This window comes from Vibrio owensii (assembly GCF_002021755.1).
Classification (GTDB): Bacteria; Pseudomonadota; Gammaproteobacteria; order Enterobacterales; family Vibrionaceae; genus Vibrio; species Vibrio owensii.
Map to the genome: position 1 here is coordinate 565,575 of NZ_CP019959.1, position 23,085 is coordinate 588,659.

The window sequence follows — 23,085 nt, forward strand, 5'->3', positions numbered from 1 at the left end:
GCCCTCAAGCCTTGTACTGCCTACCATTAACCGCTTTACCGTTGATTGGCATACATCTCGCAACAGTCACTTCGCTTTTAATGGTTTTCGGTTGTTACACTCTATTGACAAGGGCTTGCTCGAATAAGTCAAAAACCATGGATTTTCAAACGATTCAATGGAGTGACTTATGAACAAAAACGCGATCCTTCTATCTTTACTCGGTACGGCTTTCTTCTCTTCTCATGCGGCGGCGGACGTCACCGCCATCCGCTCTAGCCTATTACATTTCATCAATGATCCTGCCAAGGTTGAACACCTGCCTGATGCCTACCAGTACTTCGAAGACGGTTTATTAGTGATTGAAGATGGACACATCAAAGCCATTAAAGCGTTCAGTGAAAACGATACGACACAGTACCAAGAGATTGTCGATCACAGGGGAAAACTCATCGTGCCGGGCTTTATCGACACACACATCCACTACCCACAAACACAAATGATCGCCGCCTATGGTGAACAGCTGTTGGAGTGGCTAGAAACCTATACCTTTCCCACAGAAAAGCAGTTTGAAGACAAAGCCCACGCTAAAGCCATCTCCCAGTTCTTTATCAATGAACTACTGAAGAACGGCACCACCAGCGCGTTAGTGTTTGGCACTGTGCACCCTCAATCTGTAGAAGCACTATTTGAGGAAGCTCTGGACAAGAACATGCGCATCATCGCGGGGAAAGTCATGATGGATCGCAACGCGCCAGACTACCTACTCGACACGCCTGAGACGGGTTATCAAGAAAGCAAAAACCTGATCAACAAATGGCACAACCAAGGGCGATTGAAATACGCCATTACGCCTCGCTTTGCGCCGACCTCAACGCCAGAACAGTTAGCGGCGGCCGGAAAGCTAAAAGCCGAGTATCCAGATGTGTATGTGCACACACACCTGTCAGAAAACAAAAACGAAATCGAATGGGTGAAATCACTCTTCCCGGATCGTGAAGGCTACTTCGATGTTTACGAGCACTACGGCTTGGCTGGCAAGCGTTCCATCTTCGCACACGCTGTTCACCTTACGGATAAAGAATGGAGTGCATTTCAGCGTACCGACTCCGTGATTTCTTTTTGTCCAACGTCCAACCTATTTCTGGGTAGCGGTCTGTTCGATTTAGAAAAGGCAGAGCAAAAAGATGTACGCGTCGGTTTGGGGACAGATGTTGGCGCAGGCACCAGTTTTTCTCAGTTAGAATCTTTAAATGAGGCTTATAAAATCATGCAGTTACAAGGAAAGAAACTCTCTGCGTTTAAAGGCTTGTATTTAGCGACATTGGGCGGCGCGAAATCGCTGAGTCTCGATGACAAGATAGGTAATTTCGAAGCAGGTAAAGAGGCCGATTTTGTTGTCCTTAACTGGGCAGCAACGGATTTGCAGAAGTTGCGTTACCAACATTCCAAAAGCTTAGAAGACAAGTTGTTTGCCTTGATGATGTTGGGTGACGAAAGAAACGTCGAAGCCACTTACATTGCAGGTGAGCTTGCGTATTCTACCGATGGCAAAGTCGCGACAAAGAGCAAAGTGAGCGTACCTATCTAAGCAGATAAAGCCCTGCGCACAAATAGCAAAAAGCCGGACTTTGATGTCCGGCTTTATCGAATTTATCTTGGCAAAACGTTCTTTATTCGCGCTCAAATCCATCTAATTTATCTCTCCATAGGGCCATTTATTGTCTTAGTTATAAAACTTGATTCAGCCCTCACTTTTATAACCAATATCCTTATTAAAGTTAGATCCCTCGCACTATTCTCTTGATTCACAAGTGATCTGACCATCATTTAATCGTTTCGTACGTTTCGCACTTACTTGTCATACAATATCATTTCTTTTGCAAGTTCAGGTAAGAACATCAAAAGGAATCAATGATGAAAAGTCATGTTGAAATTGCCATGGATGCTGTCGACTTAGTCAAGCCATCCATAGACCGATTATTCGAACGAACCAATCGAAAAGAGCTTCATATCGTGGTGATGGATCCTAGAGTCAAACCATGGGAAGCGTCTTTTACTGATGCCGTTCTCTACGAGACATCTCTGGGAAAACCACAAGAATGGACGATTCCATTTGATGAGTTCGCAAGAAACAAAGCACAACAAGCGTGGCGCAACGGCCGCCCTAATATTCATAACCAAACCACCCAAACCTCTTCTCTACAAGAAAACGACTTGCTGTTCTTCGGCTCATTTGTACATGGCGACGTTGTCGTTGCGTGCAGTGGTGTCGAGCAATGGTATGACATGCTCATAAGCGGCTGGATCGCCGTCGCGTTTGAGCAGCTCTGCATGAGCGAATATCAAAACAATAAAACAAACCACCCTACACAAGCATACAAAAACTAACGGAAACAAAAGGTCGATTATTATGAACAAGCTTCTTAAATCTCTACTTGTCGCCGCTGGCATCATGGTCTCTGCAACGGCTATTGCCGCGGATTATCCAACGAAAAACATCCGTCTTATTGTTCCGTTTGGTGCAGGCGGTGGTACAGACGCCGTCGGTCGAACTCTGGCTAACTCCGCAAAAGATGTACTAGGACAAAACATCGCCGTGATGAACCGCACTGGAGGCGCTGGCGCGGTGGGCATGAGCTTTGGTGCTCAGCAGCGTCCAGATGGGTACACGCTTACTGTTGTCACTCGTGAAATCGCTTCTCTCCCTCAAATGGGTTTAATGCGACATGATGCGAGCGACTTTAAACTGATTCGAATGGTTAACCTCGATCCTGCCGTAGTTTTGGTTCATAAAGACAGCCCTTTCAACACCATCAATGACCTGATCGCCGAAGCGAAAAAAGGCGAAGGTAAAGTGAAGTTTGCCTCGACTGCGGCGCCAAACTTCTACCTGATGGCATTAGAGCAGAACCAAGGAATCAAACTTAACGCCATTCCATACAACGGTGCATCGGAAGCGATTCCCGCGGTACTTGGTAAACACACAGACGTCACCATGGTAACGCCAGGAGAAGCCATTGCTCAGTTGCGTTCAGGTCAATTGAAAGCATTGGGCGTCATGTCAGACGAACGCATTGAATACATCGCCGATGTTCCGACATTAAAAGAGCAAGGTGTTGATGTCGTCACTGGTACATGGCGCGGTATTGGCGCACCAAAGAACACGCCAGATGAAGTTATTGAAACGCTAGGTAAAGCCTTTGATGAAGCGATGGCATCGGCAGAGTTCAAAGAGTTTATGGAAAAAGGCGCAATGACGATTCACAACATGGATGCAGAAGCGTTTACCAAGTTTGTTGATGAAGACAGCAAAGCACTCGCAAAACTAATTCAGTAAGTGATGTTTTAAGCGAAGAGCATCACCACGATGCTCTTCGTGTTGAGGAGAATCAGCATGAGTCAAAACAGCCTACAACAAAGCGGCTCACAGCCCACAGAACCCATTCAAAACCAACCCTCATCAAAACTGGATAGAGAGATCTTTTTCCCGCTTTTGATGATCGTCATTAGCAGCGTCGTACTTGTGCTCATCAGCCAATTCGATGAACCACACTACCAAGACGCCAGCGTTAACGCCCAATTCTTTCCTAGTGCTATCGCAATTGCACAAATCATCATTTGCATCGCTCTTATCGTCCAACGAAAGCTAAAAGCATCCGTTCAACAGCCTGCCGTTCCCCTGTTTTCAAAAATGGCGATATTTGGCGTCGGCTTTCTCGTGGCTTATGCGCTGCTGATTAATATCGTCGGTTATTTGATCGCAAGCTTAGTCGCGTTCACTGCTTACTTGGTCTTTTTCAAAGTCAAAAAGCCGCTGTATTACCTTATCGCTTGGTGTTTTGTATTTGGGGTGTATTACCTATTTGGAGAGGTGTTTTACATCGCTCTACCTCAAGGCTTGTACTATTAAGGAGAGGCTATGTTTGAACACTTACTCAATGGCCTACTAACCGCATTTAGCCCAGAAGTATTGCCCATCTTAATTTTCGGCGTTGTCGGTGGAATCATCTTGGGAGCACTACCCGGACTGACGGCCACCATGGGCGTGGCGATTCTATTGCCTTTTACCTTTGGTATGGATTCCACACCAGCACTGGTGATGCTTATTGGCGTCTATATTGGTGGTATTTACGGAGGCTCGATTGCCGCTATTTTATTGAAGACACCGGGTACACCGGCTTCGGCCGCGACGGTACTCGATGGACACACCTTAGCAGCAAAAGGACAAGCTGCTCGTGCGCTCAGCATTTCTGCGGTTGCCTCGTTTGTCGGCGGACTACTGAGTACGATGGTCTTGATTGCCATCTCCCCGCTTTTAGCAAACTTTGCACTACGCTTTAACGCGCCCGAGTACTTTGCGCTCGCTCTGTTTGGCCTAACCATTATTGTTAGCGTTTCTTCTCAAAACATTTTGAAAGGCTTGTTGGCTGGTAGCATTGGTTTATTGGTGTCGACGGTTGGTCTTGACCCTATCAGTAGCGTTCAGCGCTTCACATTTGGAATGATGGATCTTTATAGCGGCATCAATGTTATTCCGGTGCTTATTGGCTTGTTTGCCTTGTCAGAAGCCATCAATCAGATCGAGAAGATCATCAATGAGAAGCATGCAGAAGTACCAACGTTTGATCGTAAAATCCTAAGCAAAAAAGACCTCAAGACAATCCTGCCTACAGCCACTAAAAGCGGCCTGATTGGCACTGCGATTGGCTCTGTACCCGGCGCTGGTGCAGATGTCTCGGCTTTCGTTTGTTACAACGAAGCCAAACGTTCAGCGAAAAAACCGGAAGAGTTTGGTAAGGGGTCACTTCATGGATTGGCCGCAGCTGAATCCGGTAACAACGGCGTAACCGGTGGTTCATTAGTCCCTTTGCTCACACTGGGTGTTCCGGGTGATGCCGTTGCAGCAGTCTTGTTGGGCGCACTGATTGTGCAAGGTTTAACGCCTGGGCCTCTGCTGTTTAGCCAAAGCCCTGAGGTGGTTTATGGCGTCTTTAGCTCGATGTTGGTCGCTAATATCGTCATGCTGCTGGTTGGCTTACTTGGTATTCGTTTCTTCTGTCGCATCATCGAAGTTCCGAAAATACTGATGATTCCAATCATCATCTTCCTGTCCGTGGTTGGTGCTTATGCAATTAACAACTCCATGTTTGATGTCGGCATCGCTATCGCGTTCGGTTTACTGGGCTTCGCCCTCGGCAAGATGGACATTCCATCCTCACCAATACTGTTGGCCATCATTCTAGGGCCAATGGCAGAAACCAACTTACGCAAAGCCTTGCTCATGTACGACAACTCATGGTCATTCTTGTATGAACGACCAATCGCACTTGCCTTCGTGTTGCTAGCGATCTTCTCGGTGTACTCAACATTAAAGATGAAAAAGAAAGCCAAATCCCAAGTAACAACCTAGAAAAAGGTTACGTAACGAATAACACACAGTAAAAAGCCGGACTCTGATGTCCGGCTTTGGTTTTATGAGGGTTTGATTTCGGTACGGCGAATTAGTAGAAGTACACCAGCATCTCGACCTCATCCCCTTGCAGCTCAGCATTTAAAGAGAAGTGGACATAGCCTTCTTCTGTCACTGGGATTTGCAGGTATTCATTACTGCCCCAGTAGTTTGATGCGTATTCGTGTTGCCCTACTGTTGGCCAATACGCTTTACTCGCATACAGATCAACGTTGCCATTATCTGCGTTGCCGTTTTTGTCGGTTAGCCACACTCGCACCTCTTGTACGCCTTGCGGTACATAAACCGCTGCGTAACGCTGTTGGTGCACCGTTAAGGTTTGTGCTTGGCCAGATTCCAATACCACTGGGGTTAAGTCATCTTGCTCTTGTGCTGGCGGTGTTGGGGTTTCTGTCACTAATGACGCCTGTAATGTCACGTCATTAAAGTCCGAACGGCCCGCGATGCTGATGTAGTAACGACCCGGCTTAATGTAACCCGATTGCTCCGGCTCAAACGTCACTAACTCGTTGCTGCCATCACCATATTGGCTGAACTCAAAGTCATAGTAATGGGCTTCTTTCTCAAAGCTCATGTACAAATCGGCATCGCCTTGGCTATTGCTATGAATCGCCACGTCAAAGTGAGTTGTGTTTTCTGGCACATCCACATAGAACAGTTGCTCGCTGTATGCTGCGCCACTGAGCACCACACTTTGATTTGCTGCGAGTTGCGTTACTTGATCAGAAGGCTCTGTCGGCTCACCCGGATTTGGATCTGGGTTTGGATCAGGCTGCTGAGATTCACTAGAGACTGAATCTAACCAACGGTCAAACTCGCCATTGTATTGTTCACCCAATAATTGAACCTGTTTTGCCCACTCAGCAAACTGACCAGAACGAGAAAGCGCTAGTAAGCTGTCTACCTCTTGCGGATGCTCTTCCAACATAAAGCGAACCGCTAAGTAGCCCCAACGATAAACTCGATTGGTATCGTGAGAGTAAGTGGTCGCCAACACGTCCGATAGGCTCATCTTACCGTCAGCAATCAGCCCAATCGCCGCGTCGTAACCTTGCTTGTAATGCATGTACTCAGCAAAGCCCTCTAGCCACCAAACAATGTAACCATGTGCCAAGTTATCGCTGAATGAGCCATATTGGTTGAATCGCGCATCTAGGTAATGGGTGTATTCATGCTCTAGATTGAGAATAGAAAGCGCCTCACCATTGTCGTAACGGTAAGCGACAAAGCGCGCCACGTTGCCTGCTTGTGCCGGATTCCCCTCAAGGTACTGACCGCCGTTATCCGTCGTGTTACCAAACAAGAAAGACGAGTAATCTACGTAGCTGCCGTTATTCGCAAACACAGCTACTTCCACTCGCTCGTTGTTGTCGTCCGCCACAGGTTGATGCCCTGTGTTTGCCACTTGGTGGAAGTCGGCCTCTTTTGCAGCTAAAACCTCACAAGCTTCAATAGATTGGGCTTGGGTTAAATCTTGAGAACGAATGATGGCCGGACCATCACACTCATGACGATTCGGTAGCACGCGAGCCGCTAAATCACGCTTCGCTTGATCTAAATCCAGACCATTTAAACCCTCTGGCGCGAAGTAGCTCATCATCTCTACTGCGGCTAACCAAAGCTTATCGTGTTCACTACCAAGCGGGTTTTGCTCCATCACTTGTTGCATCACACGCAGCGCTTTCTCTTTGGTTGCTTGGTTTGGGCTGGCTAGTAAACGTCCGGTTTCGCGAACAGCGTTGTAAACCAAGAAGCTCGCATCCGTATCCAATGCCCAAGCATTATCACGAGCAAACGCCGCTAACGTATCAATGTGTTGCGTATGGCTGGCCATGTATTGGTAAAAATCATCTCGCGAAGCATGGCCAGCCATCGCACGGAAAAGGTTATTCAACCCATCGACCCACTGTGTATCTTGCGCCGTTTCGCGATTGAAGTGACGCAGTGACGCAAGTTGTGCTTCCATCGTTAGAGGAAGTTGCTTCACATTGTCGACCATCAACGTCAGGCTTTTCATCGCCCCGACTTGTTCGCGTCCTTGGTCTAGCGCGTGTGGATTTGCTAAGAACGCATTAATCGACTGAGCAAAACGTTGGCCTAATGCCTGAGAAAAGTCCGGCTGTTGCGCGTTATAGCGAACGTAATAAGCCGCGCGGACAAACTCACCAAGGTTTTCGAGTTTGCGCGCTTGTTCTGCCTCACCGCGGTAACTTGCAATGGCTTGGTTTAACGCGATTTGAATACGGCTTAAGCTCGCTTCACTGTAGATGTCGTTCAGCGAATCAGCAGGCGCAGAGAACCAAGCACCATAACAATGATGAGTCGCCTCAGAAACGGCTAAAGCAAGATCAGGCGCCTGTTGAAGATCAGGAATATCACACTGTTCTTGAGCGAATGAGAAACTGGAAACACTGGCAAGCATACAAGCTAGCGCCAAGCGATGACGTGGGAATAGACGGGTATGAGACATAACAACACTCATTAATTAGTTATATGTTTGAGGGCGCTGTTATATTCCTTACAACAAACAAGGTGAATTGAGTTGCATAGGATTTATGAAGTTAGTTCAGAAATTAGATATTTAACTCTAATTTATAAACAAATTGCCAGATTTGCAGATTATCTCTCGCCGAAAACGTTACACAACTGATTGAAATATCAAAGATAAAGTCAGTTAACTAGAAAGAGAAAAGCCAGACATGTGTCTGGCTTTTTGGTTAGTAGCGCTTACCATCAATGAGTCTCAGCGGGATATCTTTCAAGACTTCCTCTTCTGCCATCCTCATATTGATGGCGACGATATCAACGTCACATTTCTCTGTCGTTACGTAGTGTGTCAAACACCCACACAGATTGCAGCGGTGAAACTCGACTTCTTTATCACCCCAGATATAAAAGACAGAAGGCTCTTTAACGTAACGAACTGATACTTGCTCTGGCGAGTAGTAAGCCCAATAAGCTGCATACCGACGGCAGATAGAGCAATTACATGACGCTATCTCTTTCGGTACGTCAGCTTGAACAACGATGTTCCCGCAATGGCATGTGATTTCCATATCTTATTTACTCTTAACTAATTTCCACTCAGCATTCTTCAATTCAAGATAATCCCATGTTCTGATGCATAATTCTTTTACCTGTAGAGCAAAATATCACCATATGCGCTTTATATTCCCGAGCGGTAAATCCGAACAAAGATCACAACTCGCTAACTATTTCTGCTGAGTGCCTTTCTGTCATCCATATTTAACGTGCTAGTCATATTTATAAATAAGAATTATTGCTCTAACACAACTTATGGATAAACAAGATGAAATTTTCGCAGTGGAGTCTTTTGCTAAGCGGTTTAGTGGCATTACCAAGCTTGGCAGATACGGACGTATACCTCACCAATAACTCAGACCAACCGTTAACCATTCAGGTGAAACACGAAGGCAGTGATTTACTGAAATACGGAGAAGAATGGCAGCAGCATGTGCAAGTGCTTGGCCCTTGGGAAACCAAATCCGTACTGAGCTTTAATCGCTGGGAAGGCGTGAAATCTGGTCAGAACTATCGCTTTGAAACCGTAGTGTCTAACCCACAAGGTGAGAGCATCACGCTTAACCAAGTGATGGAAGGCCATTGGTATAACTCTACGATTGAATATGGCTTGTCTGCGGCGGATGTGGGCTTAGCTCTTAAAGACGATCGCAATATTCACCGCTCTAGTACCGATGCATTTGGCGATCGGACGTCAGAACTAGCGTTCAAATCTGCCAGCACGGCTCGTTATGATGATTTGTATTACACCATCACGCCAAACAAGGTGGATGAAGTCGTCGATACCGATGAGCAGAACCTAAAGCTGATGACTTATAACATCTGGGCACTGCCTGCGATTGCTTCTCACATTGGCGATCGTTACGAGCTGATTCCTGATTACGTCAAAGGTTACGATGTACTGGCACTGCAAGAGGTGTTTGCAAGTGGACGTGATGCGTTCTTGCGTGAACTTGCAAAGGAATACCCATACCAGACTAAGATGTTGGATAAAGATGGCTTCAATATTTACGACGGCGGCGTGATCATTGTGAGCCGCTACCCTATCGTCAATCAGGCTCAATACGTCTTCCCAGATTGCTCGGGTACGGATTGTTTTGCCGATAAGGGCGTGAATTATGCGGAGATCATCAAAGGTGGTCAGGCTTATCATGTGTTCGCGACTCATACTGCGTCTTTTGATACGGATACGGCGCGCGAATATCGTCAGCGCCAGTTCAAGCAAATGCGCACAATGGCTCAATCTCTGAATATCCCTGCCAACGAGACTGTGGTTTACAGCGGCGACTTTAACGTGAACAAGTTGAAGTTCCCTGGTGACTATCAGCAGATGATTACGAATTTAAGTGCGATAGAACCCCAGTACTCAGGTTATACCGCTTCGACTTTCGATCCTCGCATCAATAACTTTGCCGGAGAGGCTTTATCTGGTGGCGAGAATGTGGAGTACCTCGACTACGTGATGGTGAGCAATGAATATGGCGTGAAGTCGTTTAACGATAACCGTGTCGACGTTCCGCGCTCTACCGCAGAGAGTTTGTGGAAGCATTACAATCTGTCGGATCACTTCCCTGTTAGCGCTGTGATCAAACCATGAAGCGTATTGCGTTAGTTACTGTGTCCGCCGTTGTGGCGGGCACGATTTGGTTCTCAATGGCAGGTGATAAGCGTGAAAGCTTGTTGCCGTTTTCTGCTGTGATTGAAGGGCGTGCTGAGCAAAATACTAGTGGTCATTCTTCTTCATCAGTAAATCAAACTGCCAGTAAAAAAATTGTCCCGAAAGCCAAAGATACCCCTTCTCCAATTAAAGCCATTGCTGGACGTTTGAATGACGCCAGAGGTCGTGCATTAAAAGCCGAGATAGAGACCTTCTGGCACACGTGTATGTCTGATCATAACTGCGAATCTAAGCTGGCCGAACTGGAAAGTTATATGTCGGGTGAGCGCTTTGCTTTACTGGCGAACTACCATCAACTCAATAGTTTGTGGCAGCAAAGTGTGGGTGATTTGTTGTTTGATGAGCAGCAACCGCTCGCCTCTCGTGTTGCTCTTCTCAAAGCGGAAGCAAGAAAAATATGGGGTGAATTGGCCGAAGTCATTTTTGCTGATGAATTTGCCCTTTACGATTTTAGTTTGCAGGCAGAGCAGTTGAATTCGACTCCCGCTCAAGACTACGTGCAAGCCTTTGAGGATTTAGTTCAAGAGTGGCAAGGCAATGAAGAAACGTTGGGATTAGCCAGCGAGCAAGCAAAGTATGAGCGTGCGGTGGCGTTAATTCCGGATAACGTAAGCCAAACAGAGCGCGAGGCTTTGATTGAGGAGCTTCAACAAACTTACCTTTCTGAGCAAGAGAGTGAAGAGATACGCGCTCGCGAACAACAAGTCGCCGAGCAAAAGCAGCAAGTGCGCGATTATCAGAGTGAGTTGCAGCAGCTTGAATCCAAACTGGCCACACAAAGAGCGACTAGCCACGCGGGTTTATCGGACTCGGAATGGCAGCGTTATTACGAGCAAGAGGTGGCAGATTTTCGTCGCGAGTTCTTTGCGAGTTAACGGCTCGTTTGTCTGCGCAATTGGAAGTGAGAGATTCCCTACTCGCTCATTCTTCGCTCTAGGGAATGACGCTGTTTGGGGGCGTGAACGCAGGCAACAAATACGGCTTCCACTAACTCAAAGCTTAAACGGGGTCATTCCAGCAAGCCTAGGCACGACTAGGAATCTGGTTTCGACGAGCTGTGAATTAGAGATAACACCAAGATTCAACAGCACTTGGTAAGTAGATTCTGAATTACGCTCGTCCCTCGTTTTTCAGAATGACGGAGTTTAGAGCATGAGTATGAAATGAGCTTCCCTACTCATTCATCTTCGCTCTGGGAAATGGCGATGTTTGAGTTCGTGGTCATCAACAGCAAATAAGTCCTCCACTAACTCAAAGCTTAAACTGGGTCATTCCAGCAAGCCTAGGCGCGACTAGGAATCTGGTTCCCGCGAATGCTTGATACAAGAAGGTCGCTTACTTGAAAGCAAGCGACCTTTTGTTATTCATTCTTTGGTGCAACTCAAGGGTTACAACACGCGTAAGCACTCTTCCGGAGGTAAGCTCAAGAGCGTGTTAGCGAAATTGATCTTCTCATCACGCCATTTCAATGCGGCTTCCCGATTTTCTTGCGAATGTCGGTCGGCTTCAAAGTAGCTTTTTCTTGGTAGTCCGTTTGCTGGTGTCATCACCATAGATTGTTCATTCAAACGAATCGTAAATAGGAACTGACCACGTTGCCCAGTTTGCGCTGCTGGGTGGTGCAATGTGGTATCGCAGCAATAACGTTTATCACGTAGTGCGCGGCATGTGTATTCAAAGGCATCTTGAGCACCACGACCAGGGAACGCGGTATAAATACTGATACCATCTCGTTGCAAAGACTGATCACCCGCCGCCAGTTGCACCGCGTATTGGATCATCCTAAAGCCCAGAACCACGCCACCAATACTGTTCAATCCACTGTATTGAATTGCGCCTTCTAAGCTCAGACGAAGTTTGTCTTCCCCTTCATAAAGAAAAAGATCAGGCGATGCCCAATCACTCTTTGGAATAAGCAGTTGAGTAATATCCGAGTGTTCCATGTTGGTCTCCGCAACAATGAGTGTATTTGAGACCACAAACATAACGTAATGAGAATTATTATCAATAAATTTAAATCAGAAACGTTACTGTCAGAAAAATTTAAGGTTCAGCTTGAAAGGACTTAAAGCAGCAGACGCCCGTTTGGTCTTGGGTCACTTTGCACTCGCTCACTAAAATACTTTTGAGCTCTATTCGGGCTCGACGTAAACGCGCCTTCACAGCGGGCAGGCTAAGCTGGTGTTTCTCTGCGTAGTCTTTTTGTGCCATGCCGTTGAGGTCACATTGCTCTATCACATCACGCTCCTGCTCGGTAAGTTTCACCAATACCTTGGGAAGACAGCGTTGAAGTTGAACCATCGCGGGAGAGATTTCTGTTGGCGTGACAAACTCTTCGATTTCTACCGATTGGATTTTCCGTCTTAGTTGGTCGACGAAGTGGTTTCTGGTCATCTTAAACAACCATGATTTGCCGTCCTGCAATGTACAGAAACGCTCACTGTTCTCCATGGCTTTCAGAAACACTTCTTGCATGATGTCTTCCGCTTCATGCGGATTTTGGGTTTGCTTTAGTAGCCAACCATAAAGGCTCGGTTCTGCATGGTTCCACGCATTCATCAAACATTTCATTCTTGAATCTCAATAGTCGTCGCACGTGCTAAATCAAACAATCAGCACGCGCGACGCGATTTCCTTGCCTTTACGCTACAACATCTTCTTTGAGCAAATCGCGAACCAGATCAACAGATGGCACCGAACCTGTGTGTTTCAACTCGCCATTAATCGCGACACCCGGTGTGCTCATAATGCCCGCTTTCATGATAGCTTCTAAACTGGTGACTTTTTCAATACTGACTTGCTGCCCTAACTCTTGTGCAACCTCGGCAATACGTTCTGCGGTGACGATGCAGTTCTTACAACCTGAACCATAAACTTGAATGCTTTTCATATCAGACTCCTGTGAGCATTTGCTCTGCTGTGATTAATAGAAGAAGTTAAACAACCAACCCGTGATGGAAATCGCCACCAGCAAGTAACCCGCGATGACGCCAAGTAATCGGTATTGCATGACTTGTTTGAGCATCATGAACTCTGGCAAGCTCACGGCGACCGCTCCCATGCAAAACGCAAGCGTGGTTCCCAGTGGCATACCTTTGTCGATCAACGACGCCATGATTGGCACGATGCCCGTTGCGTTGGTGTAAATCGGAATGGCACTGAGCGTGGCGAGTGGTACGGTCCACCATTGTCCATGTGCGAGGTTTTGCTCGAACCAATCAGCCGGAACAAAACCATGAATAAACGCACCAATACCCACCCCAACAAATACCCAAATCCAAATGCGCTTGAAGATGGTACTGGTTTCATTCACGGCAAATTCGTGGCGCTGTTTCAACGTCATTGACGGAGACTCAATCGCTTTTTGAGGCAGCGCATCTAACTCATTGGCTTTTTGATACGCCTCTGCGAGGAAAGGCTGTAACCAACGGTGGGCCCTAAAAGCATCCAAGACAAAGCCTGCAAAAATGCCCAGTAGCATACCGATGATGACGTACATGATTGTGAATTTCAGGCCGAGGACACTGCCAAGCATGATGACCACCACCTCGTTGATCAGAGGCGAGGTAATAAGAAATGCGATGGTCACACCAATAGGAATGCGCGCGGAGACAAAACCCATAAACAGAGGAATAGAACTGCACGAGCAAAACGGGGTAATCGCACCAAATAGAGAGCCAAGAAAGTAACCCACACCACGGTGCTTACCTTGTAGATATTGGCGAACTTTGTCCACACTCAGGCTGGCTCTCAGTGCGGAGATAACGTAAATCAACACAACCAGTAAGACTAAGATCTTAATTGTGTCTTCAATAAAAAAATGAACACCTTTTGCCATTGAAGTGCTGGCTTCCAAGTTGAAAATGGAATAAGTCAGCCAGTCGGCAAAATGGGTAAAAACGTCCAACATAGTGGCACCCTCTAAACGATTTACCTCTAACACGTTTGAGGTCGCAAAAGGATGCACACTTTTTTGAATTATTTTTTGGTCGTGACTTGCAGACCCGATTTCAGAACAGATTCAGACCAAACACACCTTTCACATCAAATAGAACTTGCTCGGTTCTCTCACGTGAACTTTGGCTACCTTGTTTAAGGATTTCGATCAGTTGTGCTTTGTCATCTAAGAACATGGCGCGTTTTTCTCGGATTGGACGAAGCATCTCTTGCAGGCACTCTTCCAACACTTTCTTGGTTGTTCCGTCACCCAATCCACCACGGCGATAATGGGCTTTTAACTCTTCTACATAAGCTTTGTCAGTATGGAAGGCATCAAGGTAAGTGAATACGATGTTACCTTCCACTTGGCCTGGGTCTTCAATACGCAAGTGGTTTGGGTCGGTGTACATGGATTTTACCGCTGCGCTGATTTCTTTCTCTGTCGCTCCTAAGTTGATTGCGTTACCCATGCTTTTCGACATTTTGTTTTTGCCATCCGTGCTTGGCAGACGCGGCGCGTCACTGAGCAGTGGACGACACTCTTTCAAAATGGTTTTCCCGCCAAGATGGTTTATCTTTCTCGCGATTTCATTGGTTTGCTCTAGCATTGGCAATTGATCATCACCAACGGGAACAAGTGTCGCGTGAAAGCCGGTAATGTCAGCCGCTTGAGAGATAGGGTAAGTCAAAAATCCAGCCGGAATGGAACGCTCAAACCCTTTGCTTTGGATTTCGTTTTTCACCGTCGGGTTGCGCTCCAAGCGTGCGATAGAAACCAAGTTGCTGTAGTACATGGTTAGCTCAGCAAGCGCCGGAACTTGGGACTGCAAGCAGATGGTGGTTTGATTCGGATCGATGCCAACGGCAAGATAATCCGCCACGACGTTCAAGATATTGGAAGAGACCTTGGAAGGGTTGTGCGCGTTATCAGTTAAGCCCTGCATATCGGCAACGAGAATGGTTTGATCGTGCTGAGTTTGTAGCGCAACTCGCTGTTGCAGTGAACCGACGTAATGACCTAAATGCAGAGGGCCAGTGGCTCGGTCGCCAGTGAGAATGACTTCGCGTTGTTGAGTGTTTTGTGTGGTGTTCATAACTTATCTCCGAATAAAAATAGATCGCTACTGGAGATAAAAAGGCATGACACTCTTAGCTACCGTCCAGCAGCGTAAGAATGTAAGGATTCCGCGCCGCTCTAATTAGAGCGCCACCAGAAGAAGTTTGATGAAGGTGTGAATGTCGTTTTCATGCTTTTAAAACTAACAAGGAGCAGAGCTGAAAACAACCCTACTCCTTGTACAATTTGATTTTTCAGTTTTGGCACGCTTTGCCAGCACGGCATCAAATCTGGATATACATGGCGATGACCAGTGCAGCACCAAATAGGCTACCCGATACAAACGCACACAATACCGCTTTATTCTGTTTGCTTCTCATCCTTTACTTCTCGACTTTAGAGCACGTAGAGCAACGCTGATTGCTCAGCTCTCATACTAAGTTGAACAGTGATAAATCCTTTCCGGTGAATCGATACGCCAAACAATCTTCGGTTCACTCTGTTGCACACAGCGTTACGATTTTTGGCGAAAACTTAAACCACTTAGTCCAAGAAGTGTGATGACGTTAGAACAAGTTCAATGAAAGCCGACAAGGTTTACAGAGACGTGTCTATTAAAAACGGCCAGATTTGTTGTGCAAAACTGTAGAGGTTCAAAAGGACTAGCAACCAGATGTCACCGTTTCAAAGCTCGGTTCCGTGCCTTCTCCCGATGCTTGGGTGTAAAGGAAATAGCATTGACCGTTCTCTAATGCATCGGCACTTTGAGCAAAACCAATGTAGAGTTTGTTCTTGCCCGGCGCCTCTGGATCAGACACCACCAAATCCCCATCGAGGTTCACCATTTCTTCAACTGAAACGTTATCTAAATGCCCCCAAACCATCAAAGGCTCGCCATCGTCCTGCGCACCATTTTTGTTCAAATCTAAAAAGGTATTGTCTGTTGCCGTGGAGCCAATCGATACGCCATAACCAAGCTGATACTTGGCATTGGCAATTTGGTTGGCGTTCACCACCGCGCCTCTCACGCCCTCGATCACTGCCGCTCTCGCATCGCCCTGAATATTCAAAAAACGTGGCGCGGCCGTCACGGCTAATATCCCAAGAATCACGATAACCACGACTAACTCAATTAAGGTGAAACCCTTTGCTGTTCTCATTTAAAAGCCCTGTATTTGTTGCTTAGGGCACATGTTAGAGCGGTGAAATGAGATTACTATTGGCCAACATTGGATTGGGAAATCTTACGTCGGGTTCGAGAACAATCTGACAAAGTGGCGAGGGATTAGCGACGCTTTGAGGTTTCCCTAGCAGGATGCAATAAATTAGGTCGGGGAAAAACACAAAAACGGAGGCATTAGCGCCTCCGTTTCAATTTAGCATTTTCGTTGAGTTCTTGATCTCAACAGTATGAACGATCATGCCGGATATTCGTGGAAACCCATTTTCTCGGAGATCACGCGGCCAGCATTGTGCAGCATGGATACGTACTCTTCACGGCGAGACTCTTCAAAGCGCACCGTTGGGAAAGACATAGACACACCCGCAACCACATGCCCAAAGCGGTCATAAACAGGAACCGCGACACAATATAAGCCAGGTTCTTGCTCTTCGTTATCTTCCGCGTAATGCTGCTTACGAACTAACTCAAGCTCTTTAAGCAAAGATTCAACGTCTTTATGAGTATTTTTTGTATGACAAATAAACTCAATATCTTTCAATGATTCTCTGACAAATGCTTCTTCGCGTTCCGCTAAAAGTACTTTACCAATCGCGGTACTGTAGAGTGGATTGCGGCGTCCGACACGTGAGTGCATTCGCAATGAGTATTTAGCATCCAATTTATGGATGTAGATGATCGCGTCTTCATCTAATGCGCCAAGGTGTAACGCTTCACCTGTTGCATCCGCGATTTTGGTCATCTCGATGTCTGCTAATTCAATAAGATCGACATACTCTAGCGACTTCGCTCCCAATTCGAACAAGCGAATGGTTAAGCTGTACTTATCGGCTTCGCCCTCTTGGGATACATAGCCTAACGTCTTCATTGTTTGAAGAAAACGGTAAGTCGTCGCCTTCGACATCATCAATCGTTGAGACAAATCCGACACGCCAATTTCTTTCTGCTCGCCTAACGCTTCTAAGATACTAAAGACCTTTAGAACGGAAGAGACGGATTCTGGTTGTGTGTTCTTTTCTGCCATATTCTCGCTTTTCCACATCAATGTTTCAGTCAGTATACCTTTAGTGTTCAAAAAAAATGAAAAGCTTTTTCAATAAATAATCTTATTTGTATGATAAATCGTCGCGTAAAGGTGACTCACATCATAAAATTTTTAAAACACCTTTTCATTTTAGTTGATCGCGTAATTTCATTTCTATAAAGTGACCTCATCTGATGGCAATAAGTCATACATTAATACTTAATTTGCATGGTAAGGAACTCATTATGATTCTCGATTCGTTCAATCTTGAAGGAAAAGTCGCTGTTGTGACTGGGTGTAATACTGGACTTGGTCAAGGTATGGCGTTGGGTTTGGCTAGCGCAGGCTGTGACATTGTCGGCGTGAACATTTCTGAACCAACAGAAACCAAACAACAGATCGAAGCGCTTGGTCGCCGCTTTTTGGATGTACGTGCGAATCTTATGGTTCTAGACGATATTCCAAGCATCATTGATCAAGCTGTTACTGCATTTGGCAAGGTCGATATCTTGGTAAACAACGCTGGCATCATTCGTCGTAATGACGCACTCGAATTCAGTGAGCAAGATTGGGATGACGTGATGGACATCAACGTCAAATCGGTCTTTTTTATGTCTCAAGCCGCAGCCAAGCAGTTCATTGCTCAAGGTACTGGCGGCAAGATCATTAACGTGGCGTCCATGCTTTCATTCCAAGGTGGTATTCGCGTACCTTCATACACGGCATCGAAAAGCGGGGTGATGGGCGTAACGCGTTTGATGGCGAATGAATGGGCAAGCAAAGGTATTAACGTCAATGCGATTGCGCCGGGCTATATGGCGACTAACAACACCGCAGCTCTGCAAGCAGATGAAGAACGAAATAAAGCAATCGTCGAGCGCATCCCTGCAGAGCGTTGGGGTACACCAAAAGATCTGGCTGGGCCGTGTGTCTTCCTTGCATCTTCTGCTTCTGATTACGTGAACGGTTATACCATCGCGGTCGATGGCGGCTGGTTAGCTCGTTAAGGAGAAAGTGATGTTTGTATTTAATAAAGACATTGCTCTGGAAGATCTTGGCGATGGTATCAAACGCAAAGTTTTGGCTTACAGTGACAACATGATGAGCGTCGAAGTGTATTTCGACAAAGGTGCGGTCGGCGCTTTACACAGTCACCCTCATGAGCAAATTACTTATGTGCTCTCCGGTGAGTTTGAATTCACCATTGGCGACGAGACGAAAGTCGTCAAAGCCGGAGATGCGCTTTATAAGCAGCCGAACATCATTCATGGCTGTACTTGTTTAAGCGAAGGTGTGCTGCTCGATAACTTCACGCCTATGCGCAAAGATTTTGTCTAAATTTAAAAGATTATTATTGGAGAAACCCATGAAGATTGCACTGATGATGGAAAATAGCCAAGCGGGTAAAAACGCGATTGTGCTAAACGAACTTGAGCAAGTGGCTCGTTCACAAGAATACTCAGTATTTAACGTAGGCATGAGTGATGAAAACGATCATCACCTGACTTACATCCACCTAGGCATCATGGCGAGCATCTTGATCAACTCTAAAGCAGTGGATTTCATCGTGACTGGCTGTGGTACAGGACAAGGTGCCATGATGTCATTGAATATTCATCCGGGCATTGTTTGTGGCTACTGCTTAGATCCATCTGACGCATTCTTGTTTAATCAAATTAACAACGGTAATGCCTTATCGCTTGCGTTCGCAAAAGGTTATGGCTGGGGTGCAGAATTAAACGTTCGTTATATTTTCGAGAAAGCATTCACAACCGGAGATCGCGGCCAAGGTTATCCACTAGAACGAGCAGAACCGCAGCAGCGAAATGCTGCCATTCTTAACGTTGTGAAGTCTGCTGTCGTAAAAGAAAACTACCTCGATACGTTAAAAGCCATTGACCCAGAACTGGTGAAAACCGCAGTAAGTGGCGTGCGTTTCCAGCAATGTTTCTTTGAGCACTGCCAAGATGCGGAGATCGAAGCATTCGTACGCGAAATCTTAGCTTAATGTCTTAAATCCCGTTGTCGCTTTTCTTCCATCTTTAAGCGGCAACGGTTTTACGCATATATCCCACCCAAAATATAATCATACATATCACTCTTTCTTAGCGTGGTATCCGTTCTAATTCCTTCAAAATAAAATCGTACCATCGCCCTACCCACCCTCCAATCAAATTAACTTAAAATATTACATTTCAATTACTTAAACAAATACCCCATAAGAAAAATCATTTCTTTACTGTTTAAATAACAAAATTGAAATAGCGTTTCATTTGTCACATTTTTTGTATTTCCCGTTCGATCTTTTGTCATACATATTAAATAATGAACCAACGTTTTAAAAAACAGAAACCTTATTTTTAAAATCACTAGGGGTACAAAAATGAACATAGATATACTCGTAGTCGCCGTTTACTTTGTGTTTATGATCGCTGTCGGGATCATCTTTAAACGCTTGGCCGGTAACTCAACCAGTGACTACTTTAGAGGTGGCGGCAAGATGTTGTGGTGGATGGTAGGCGCAACGGCGTTTATGACCCAGTTCAGTGCGTGGACGTTTACCGGTGCAGCAGGCAAGGCCTTTACTGACGGCTTTCCGATCATGGTGATCTTCATGGCGAATGCGTTCGGCTTCTTGTTGTCTTGGTTATTCTTCTCGTACCGTTTCCGTCAAATGCGAGTAGTGACACCTGTAGAGGGTGTGCGCCGCCGCTTTGGTGCGACGAACGAGCAAGTGTTCACTTGGGCAACAATGCCAACCAGCATTGTTTACACGGGTATTTGGTTGAATGGCTTGGCGCTGTTCGTGAGTGCGGTGTTCAAAATTGACATCGAGACCACCATCATTGTCACGGGTTTGATCGTTCTGTTTATTTCTGTGATTGGCGGATCATGGGGCGTTGTGGCGTCAGACTTTGTCCAAATGGTTGTCATCATGGCCGTAACTGTAGTGTGTGCCGTAGCGGCGATCATTAAGATCGGTGGCCCAAGTAACTTGATCGAGCAGTTCCCTACCGATTCAATCATGGGACCGGGTATGAACTACTCATTGCTGTTCGTCGCTTGGTTTATCTTCATGTTCGTTAAGCAGTTACAAAACATCAACAACATGCAGGACTCTTACCGTTTTCTTACTGCAAAAGATTCTATCAACGCACGTAAAGCGGCTCTACTTGCCTTTGTGTTGATGCTTGTTGGCCCTGCGATTTGGTTTATGCCTCCTTGGGTAACTGCAGTTATCTTCCCAGACGCAGCACTTGCGCACGTCGATGCTCTTGGCGGAAAAGCAGCCGATGCGGTTTACCTTGTATTTGTAGAACGTGTGATGCCAGTCGGCATGGTTGGCCTACTTATGTCTGCCGTGTTTGCAGCCACCATGTCTTCAATGGATTCTGGCCTCAACCGAAATGCGGGTGTTTTCGTTCGTAACTTCTACAACCCAATCATCAATAAAGATGCGTCAGAGCGTCAACTTATGCGTGTCAGCCAAGCGGTCACCATTGTGTTTGGTGTACTGATCATCATGGTCGCATTGTTCATCAATTCATTGCGTGGTTTGAGCTTATTCGACGCAATGATGTACGTGAGTACCCTACTTCAAATGCCGATCTTGGTGCCGTTGTTCTTCGGCATGTTCATCAAGAAAACTCCGGATTGGGCAGCATGGGCAACGCTTGTTGTTGGTATGGTGGTCTCTTATCTCGTGAGTTTTGTTATCACACCAGACGTTATCGCTAACGTGCTAAACCTTGAAAATGGCTTTACCAGCCGTGAAGCGTCTGACCTGATTGTCATGAACGGCATCATCGGTCATCTACTGATTACAGGTGGCTTCTTCTGCTTAACCACTAAGTTCTACAAAGCACCTCAAGAAGCGCGCGCAAAAGAGCTTTCGGAATTTTGGACGGATGTTGATACACCAGTGGTGGAAGCTGAAGGACAAGATGAAGTGGATCGTCAACAACGCAGCATGCTTGGCAAACTGATCTTGGTGTTCGGTGCTTTGGTTATCGCCATGGTGTTGATTCCAAATCCATTCTGGGGACGCATGGCCTTCCTATTCTGTGGTGGCGTTGTACTTACCGTTGGTGCCTTGCTTCTTAAGAGCGCCAAGAAAACTGAAGTACTGTCGACACAATTACAACACTAATTCTCGTTTGAATTCAGACCTTGGAGGCTCGAAGGGTTGAGCCTCCTATATTCACAACGAACAACAGATAAGTCTTGAGTCAGTCATTTTTTGCAGAGTGACTCGCTGAATACTTTTGAGGTAAGAACCATGAATCAAGCTTACATTCACGATAATTTTCTTCTCTCCAGCCCACTTGCTCAGGATCTGTATCATCGCTTTGCCGCACCGATGCCGATCATAGACTTTCACAATCACCTTGAAGCAGAAGACATTTGGCAGGACACAAAACACGAGAACCTCACCCAAGCATGGCTTAATAACGATCACTATGTGTGGAGAGCGATGCGAAGTAACGGAATCGACGAGCACTACATCACTGGTGATGCAACGGACACAGAAAAGTTCGCCAAATGGTGCGAAGCCGTGCCTTACTTGATTGGCAATCCCCTCTATCAATGGTCTCATCTGGAGCTAAAACGTTTCTTTGATTGCGATTTATTACTCAATCCAGACAATCAAAAAGACATCTGGGGGTTAAGTCACCAGCAATTCAAACAAGGAAACAACAGTACTCGTGATGTACTGGAACAATTAAACGTCGAAACCTTGTGTACCACGGATTCGCCTTTATCCAACCTAGAGCACCATCTCGCGCTAAAAGAATCTAACTTTAAGGTGCAAGTGTTACCGACGTTCCGTGCTGACGAGTTGTTTTATTTCAACCAAACCGACAAGTTTCATGCGCTACTCACACACTTATCTAAGTTAACCACTACCTCAATTGGCACATTTCAAGATTATCTTTGTGCAATCCAAACAAGGCTAGATGCCTTTCATGAAGTGGGTTGTCGTTTATCTGATTTAGGCTTACCAAGCGTAAGCTTTGAACCATGCAGTGAAGAACAAGCAGAGCTCATCTTCCAACAGCTTCTTCAAAACCAAGCGATTACCCAAACTGCACTTGTTCAACTGACATCCAGATTGTTTTTCGAACTAGGCCAACGTTACTACCAACTCGGCTGGAGTATGCAACTTCACATAGGCGTTTTAATGAACGTCAATGAAAGACGTAAAGCGCAACTTGGTGGAGGAACCGGGTTTAGCGTCATTAACAGTGATTCGTATGCCCATGCCCTTTCCCAGTTACTGAGTGAACTGGATCGAAGTTCGTGTTTGCCTAATACGGTACTCTTTAATCTCAACCCCAACGACAACCCAGTACTAAGCTGCATGGCGGGTGCGTTTCAGGACAGCGATACTGTCGCGGGGAAAATTCAATTTGGTGCGGCATGGTGGTTTAACGATCATAAAGACGGCATGGAATCTCAACTGACAACACTCAAAAATCTCGGCGCGCTTGGACGTTTTATTGGCATGCTGACAGACTCTCGCAATGTCTTCTCTTTTAGCCGACATGAATATTTTCGCCGAGTATTGTGCAACCTCTTAGCAAAATGGGTCGAGGAAGGAGAAATACCTCACGACGAACCATTACTCAAACAAACCATAGAGAACATTTGTTACTACAACGCCAAACGCTACTTTCGCTTCAATTCTGATCAAGGCTTAGAGGGGTAATCG

Annotated in this window: 21 protein-coding genes; 12 read left to right on the forward strand and 9 right to left on the reverse strand. The window is 46.1% G+C overall.

Annotation, left to right across the window (positions count from 1 at the left end):
* Nucleotides 1-169 precede the first annotated feature (169 nt).
* From guaD to A9237_RS02485, 5 genes are all read left to right on the forward strand, one after another.
* Nucleotides 170-1,570, forward strand: coding sequence for a guanine deaminase (gene guaD, locus A9237_RS02465; protein WP_078607556.1), 1,401 nt, complete (start codon nucleotides 170-172; stop codon nucleotides 1,568-1,570).
* 326 nt (nucleotides 1,571-1,896) lie between these two features.
* On the forward strand, nucleotides 1,897-2,370 hold the full coding sequence (locus A9237_RS02470) for a hypothetical protein (protein WP_078607558.1): 474 nt from the start codon (nucleotides 1,897-1,899) through the stop codon (nucleotides 2,368-2,370).
* 22 nt (nucleotides 2,371-2,392) lie between these two features.
* A complete protein-coding gene (locus A9237_RS02475) occupies nucleotides 2,393-3,319 on the forward strand; it encodes a tripartite tricarboxylate transporter substrate binding protein (RefSeq protein ID WP_009705724.1) in 927 nt (308 codons plus the stop codon).
* Between the two features lie 159 nt (nucleotides 3,320-3,478).
* Nucleotides 3,479-3,892, forward strand: a complete 414-nt coding sequence (locus A9237_RS02480) for a tripartite tricarboxylate transporter TctB family protein (RefSeq protein WP_078608697.1) — start codon at nucleotides 3,479-3,481, stop codon at nucleotides 3,890-3,892.
* A gap of 9 nt (nucleotides 3,893-3,901) precedes the next feature.
* Nucleotides 3,902-5,392, forward strand: a complete 1,491-nt coding sequence (locus A9237_RS02485; RefSeq protein WP_078607560.1) for a tripartite tricarboxylate transporter permease — start codon at nucleotides 3,902-3,904, stop codon at nucleotides 5,390-5,392.
* A gap of 91 nt (nucleotides 5,393-5,483) precedes the next feature.
* Here the strand turns inward: A9237_RS02485 and A9237_RS02490 are convergent, their stop codons facing one another.
* Both A9237_RS02490 and A9237_RS02495 read right to left on the reverse strand, forming a co-directional pair.
* Nucleotides 5,484-7,922, reverse strand: a complete 2,439-nt coding sequence (locus A9237_RS02490; RefSeq protein ID WP_078607562.1) for a M9 family metallopeptidase — start codon at nucleotides 7,920-7,922, stop codon at nucleotides 5,484-5,486.
* 247 nt (nucleotides 7,923-8,169) lie between these two features.
* On the reverse strand, nucleotides 8,170-8,508 hold the full coding sequence (locus A9237_RS02495; protein ID WP_078607564.1) for a GFA family protein: 339 nt from the start codon (nucleotides 8,506-8,508) through the stop codon (nucleotides 8,170-8,172).
* A gap of 254 nt (nucleotides 8,509-8,762) precedes the next feature.
* Between A9237_RS02495 and A9237_RS02500 the strand changes: the two genes are divergently transcribed.
* Nucleotides 8,763-10,091, forward strand: coding sequence for a sphingomyelin phosphodiesterase (locus tag A9237_RS02500; protein WP_078607566.1), 1,329 nt, complete (start codon nucleotides 8,763-8,765; stop codon nucleotides 10,089-10,091).
* Nucleotides 10,088-11,047 (forward strand): chromosome partitioning protein ParA, encoded by a 960-nt coding sequence (locus A9237_RS02505; protein WP_078607568.1) that lies wholly within the window; start codon nucleotides 10,088-10,090, stop codon nucleotides 11,045-11,047. Before A9237_RS02500 ends, A9237_RS02505 begins: the two co-directional genes overlap by 4 nt.
* 513 nt (nucleotides 11,048-11,560) lie before the next feature.
* Here the strand turns inward: A9237_RS02505 and A9237_RS02510 are convergent.
* The 7 genes from A9237_RS02510 to kdgR all read right to left on the reverse strand — a co-directional run bounded on the left by A9237_RS02510 (nucleotide 11,561) and on the right by kdgR (nucleotide 17,372).
* Nucleotides 11,561-12,115 (reverse strand): hypothetical protein, encoded by a 555-nt coding sequence (locus tag A9237_RS02510; RefSeq protein WP_078607570.1) that lies wholly within the window; start codon nucleotides 12,113-12,115, stop codon nucleotides 11,561-11,563.
* A 100-nt stretch (nucleotides 12,116-12,215) separates the two neighbouring features.
* Nucleotides 12,216-12,731 carry a sigma-70 family RNA polymerase sigma factor gene (locus tag A9237_RS02515; RefSeq protein WP_017819121.1) on the reverse strand — a complete coding sequence of 172 codons (516 nt, stop codon included), beginning with the start codon at nucleotides 12,729-12,731 and terminating at the stop codon, nucleotides 12,216-12,218.
* A gap of 82 nt (nucleotides 12,732-12,813) precedes the next feature.
* Nucleotides 12,814-13,062, reverse strand: a complete 249-nt coding sequence (locus A9237_RS02520) for a thioredoxin family protein (RefSeq protein ID WP_005437129.1) — start codon at nucleotides 13,060-13,062, stop codon at nucleotides 12,814-12,816.
* A gap of 33 nt (nucleotides 13,063-13,095) precedes the next feature.
* The gene (locus A9237_RS02525) at nucleotides 13,096-14,082 is read right to left on the reverse strand and encodes a permease (protein WP_078607572.1); all 987 of its coding nucleotides are present in this window, start codon (nucleotides 14,080-14,082) and stop codon (nucleotides 13,096-13,098) included.
* Between the two features lie 100 nt (nucleotides 14,083-14,182).
* Nucleotides 14,183-15,205 carry a tryptophan--tRNA ligase gene (gene trpS / locus A9237_RS02530; RefSeq protein WP_078607574.1) on the reverse strand — a complete coding sequence of 341 codons (1,023 nt, stop codon included), beginning with the start codon at nucleotides 15,203-15,205 and terminating at the stop codon, nucleotides 14,183-14,185.
* Between the two features lie 625 nt (nucleotides 15,206-15,830).
* Nucleotides 15,831-16,328 carry a prepilin-type N-terminal cleavage/methylation domain-containing protein gene (locus tag A9237_RS02535; RefSeq protein ID WP_061034928.1) on the reverse strand — a complete coding sequence of 166 codons (498 nt, stop codon included), beginning with the start codon at nucleotides 16,326-16,328 and terminating at the stop codon, nucleotides 15,831-15,833.
* Nucleotides 16,329-16,586: 258 nt separating this feature from the next.
* The gene (kdgR, locus tag A9237_RS02540) at nucleotides 16,587-17,372 is read right to left on the reverse strand and encodes a DNA-binding transcriptional regulator KdgR (RefSeq protein WP_078608698.1); all 786 of its coding nucleotides are present in this window, start codon (nucleotides 17,370-17,372) and stop codon (nucleotides 16,587-16,589) included.
* Between the two features lie 245 nt (nucleotides 17,373-17,617).
* Here kdgR and kduD point away from each other — a divergent pair, with 245 nt between their 5' ends.
* From kduD to uxaC, 5 genes are all read left to right on the forward strand, one after another.
* Nucleotides 17,618-18,379, forward strand: a complete 762-nt coding sequence (kduD, locus tag A9237_RS02545; RefSeq protein WP_009705707.1) for a 2-dehydro-3-deoxy-D-gluconate 5-dehydrogenase KduD — start codon at nucleotides 17,618-17,620, stop codon at nucleotides 18,377-18,379.
* A gap of 10 nt (nucleotides 18,380-18,389) precedes the next feature.
* Nucleotides 18,390-18,710: a cupin domain-containing protein gene (locus A9237_RS02550; protein WP_009705706.1), complete on the forward strand. Its 321-nt coding sequence runs from the start codon at nucleotides 18,390-18,392 to the stop codon at nucleotides 18,708-18,710.
* 28 nt (nucleotides 18,711-18,738) lie between these two features.
* Nucleotides 18,739-19,380, forward strand: coding sequence for an RpiB/LacA/LacB family sugar-phosphate isomerase (locus tag A9237_RS02555; protein WP_078607576.1), 642 nt, complete (start codon nucleotides 18,739-18,741; stop codon nucleotides 19,378-19,380).
* A gap of 375 nt (nucleotides 19,381-19,755) precedes the next feature.
* The gene (locus tag A9237_RS02565; protein ID WP_078607582.1) at nucleotides 19,756-21,522 is read left to right on the forward strand and encodes a sodium:solute symporter family protein; all 1,767 of its coding nucleotides are present in this window, start codon (nucleotides 19,756-19,758) and stop codon (nucleotides 21,520-21,522) included.
* Nucleotides 21,523-21,651: 129 nt separating this feature from the next.
* On the forward strand, nucleotides 21,652-23,082 hold the full coding sequence (uxaC, locus tag A9237_RS02570) for a glucuronate isomerase (RefSeq protein ID WP_078607583.1): 1,431 nt from the start codon (nucleotides 21,652-21,654) through the stop codon (nucleotides 23,080-23,082).
* The last annotated feature ends 3 nt before the right edge of the window (nucleotides 23,083-23,085 follow it).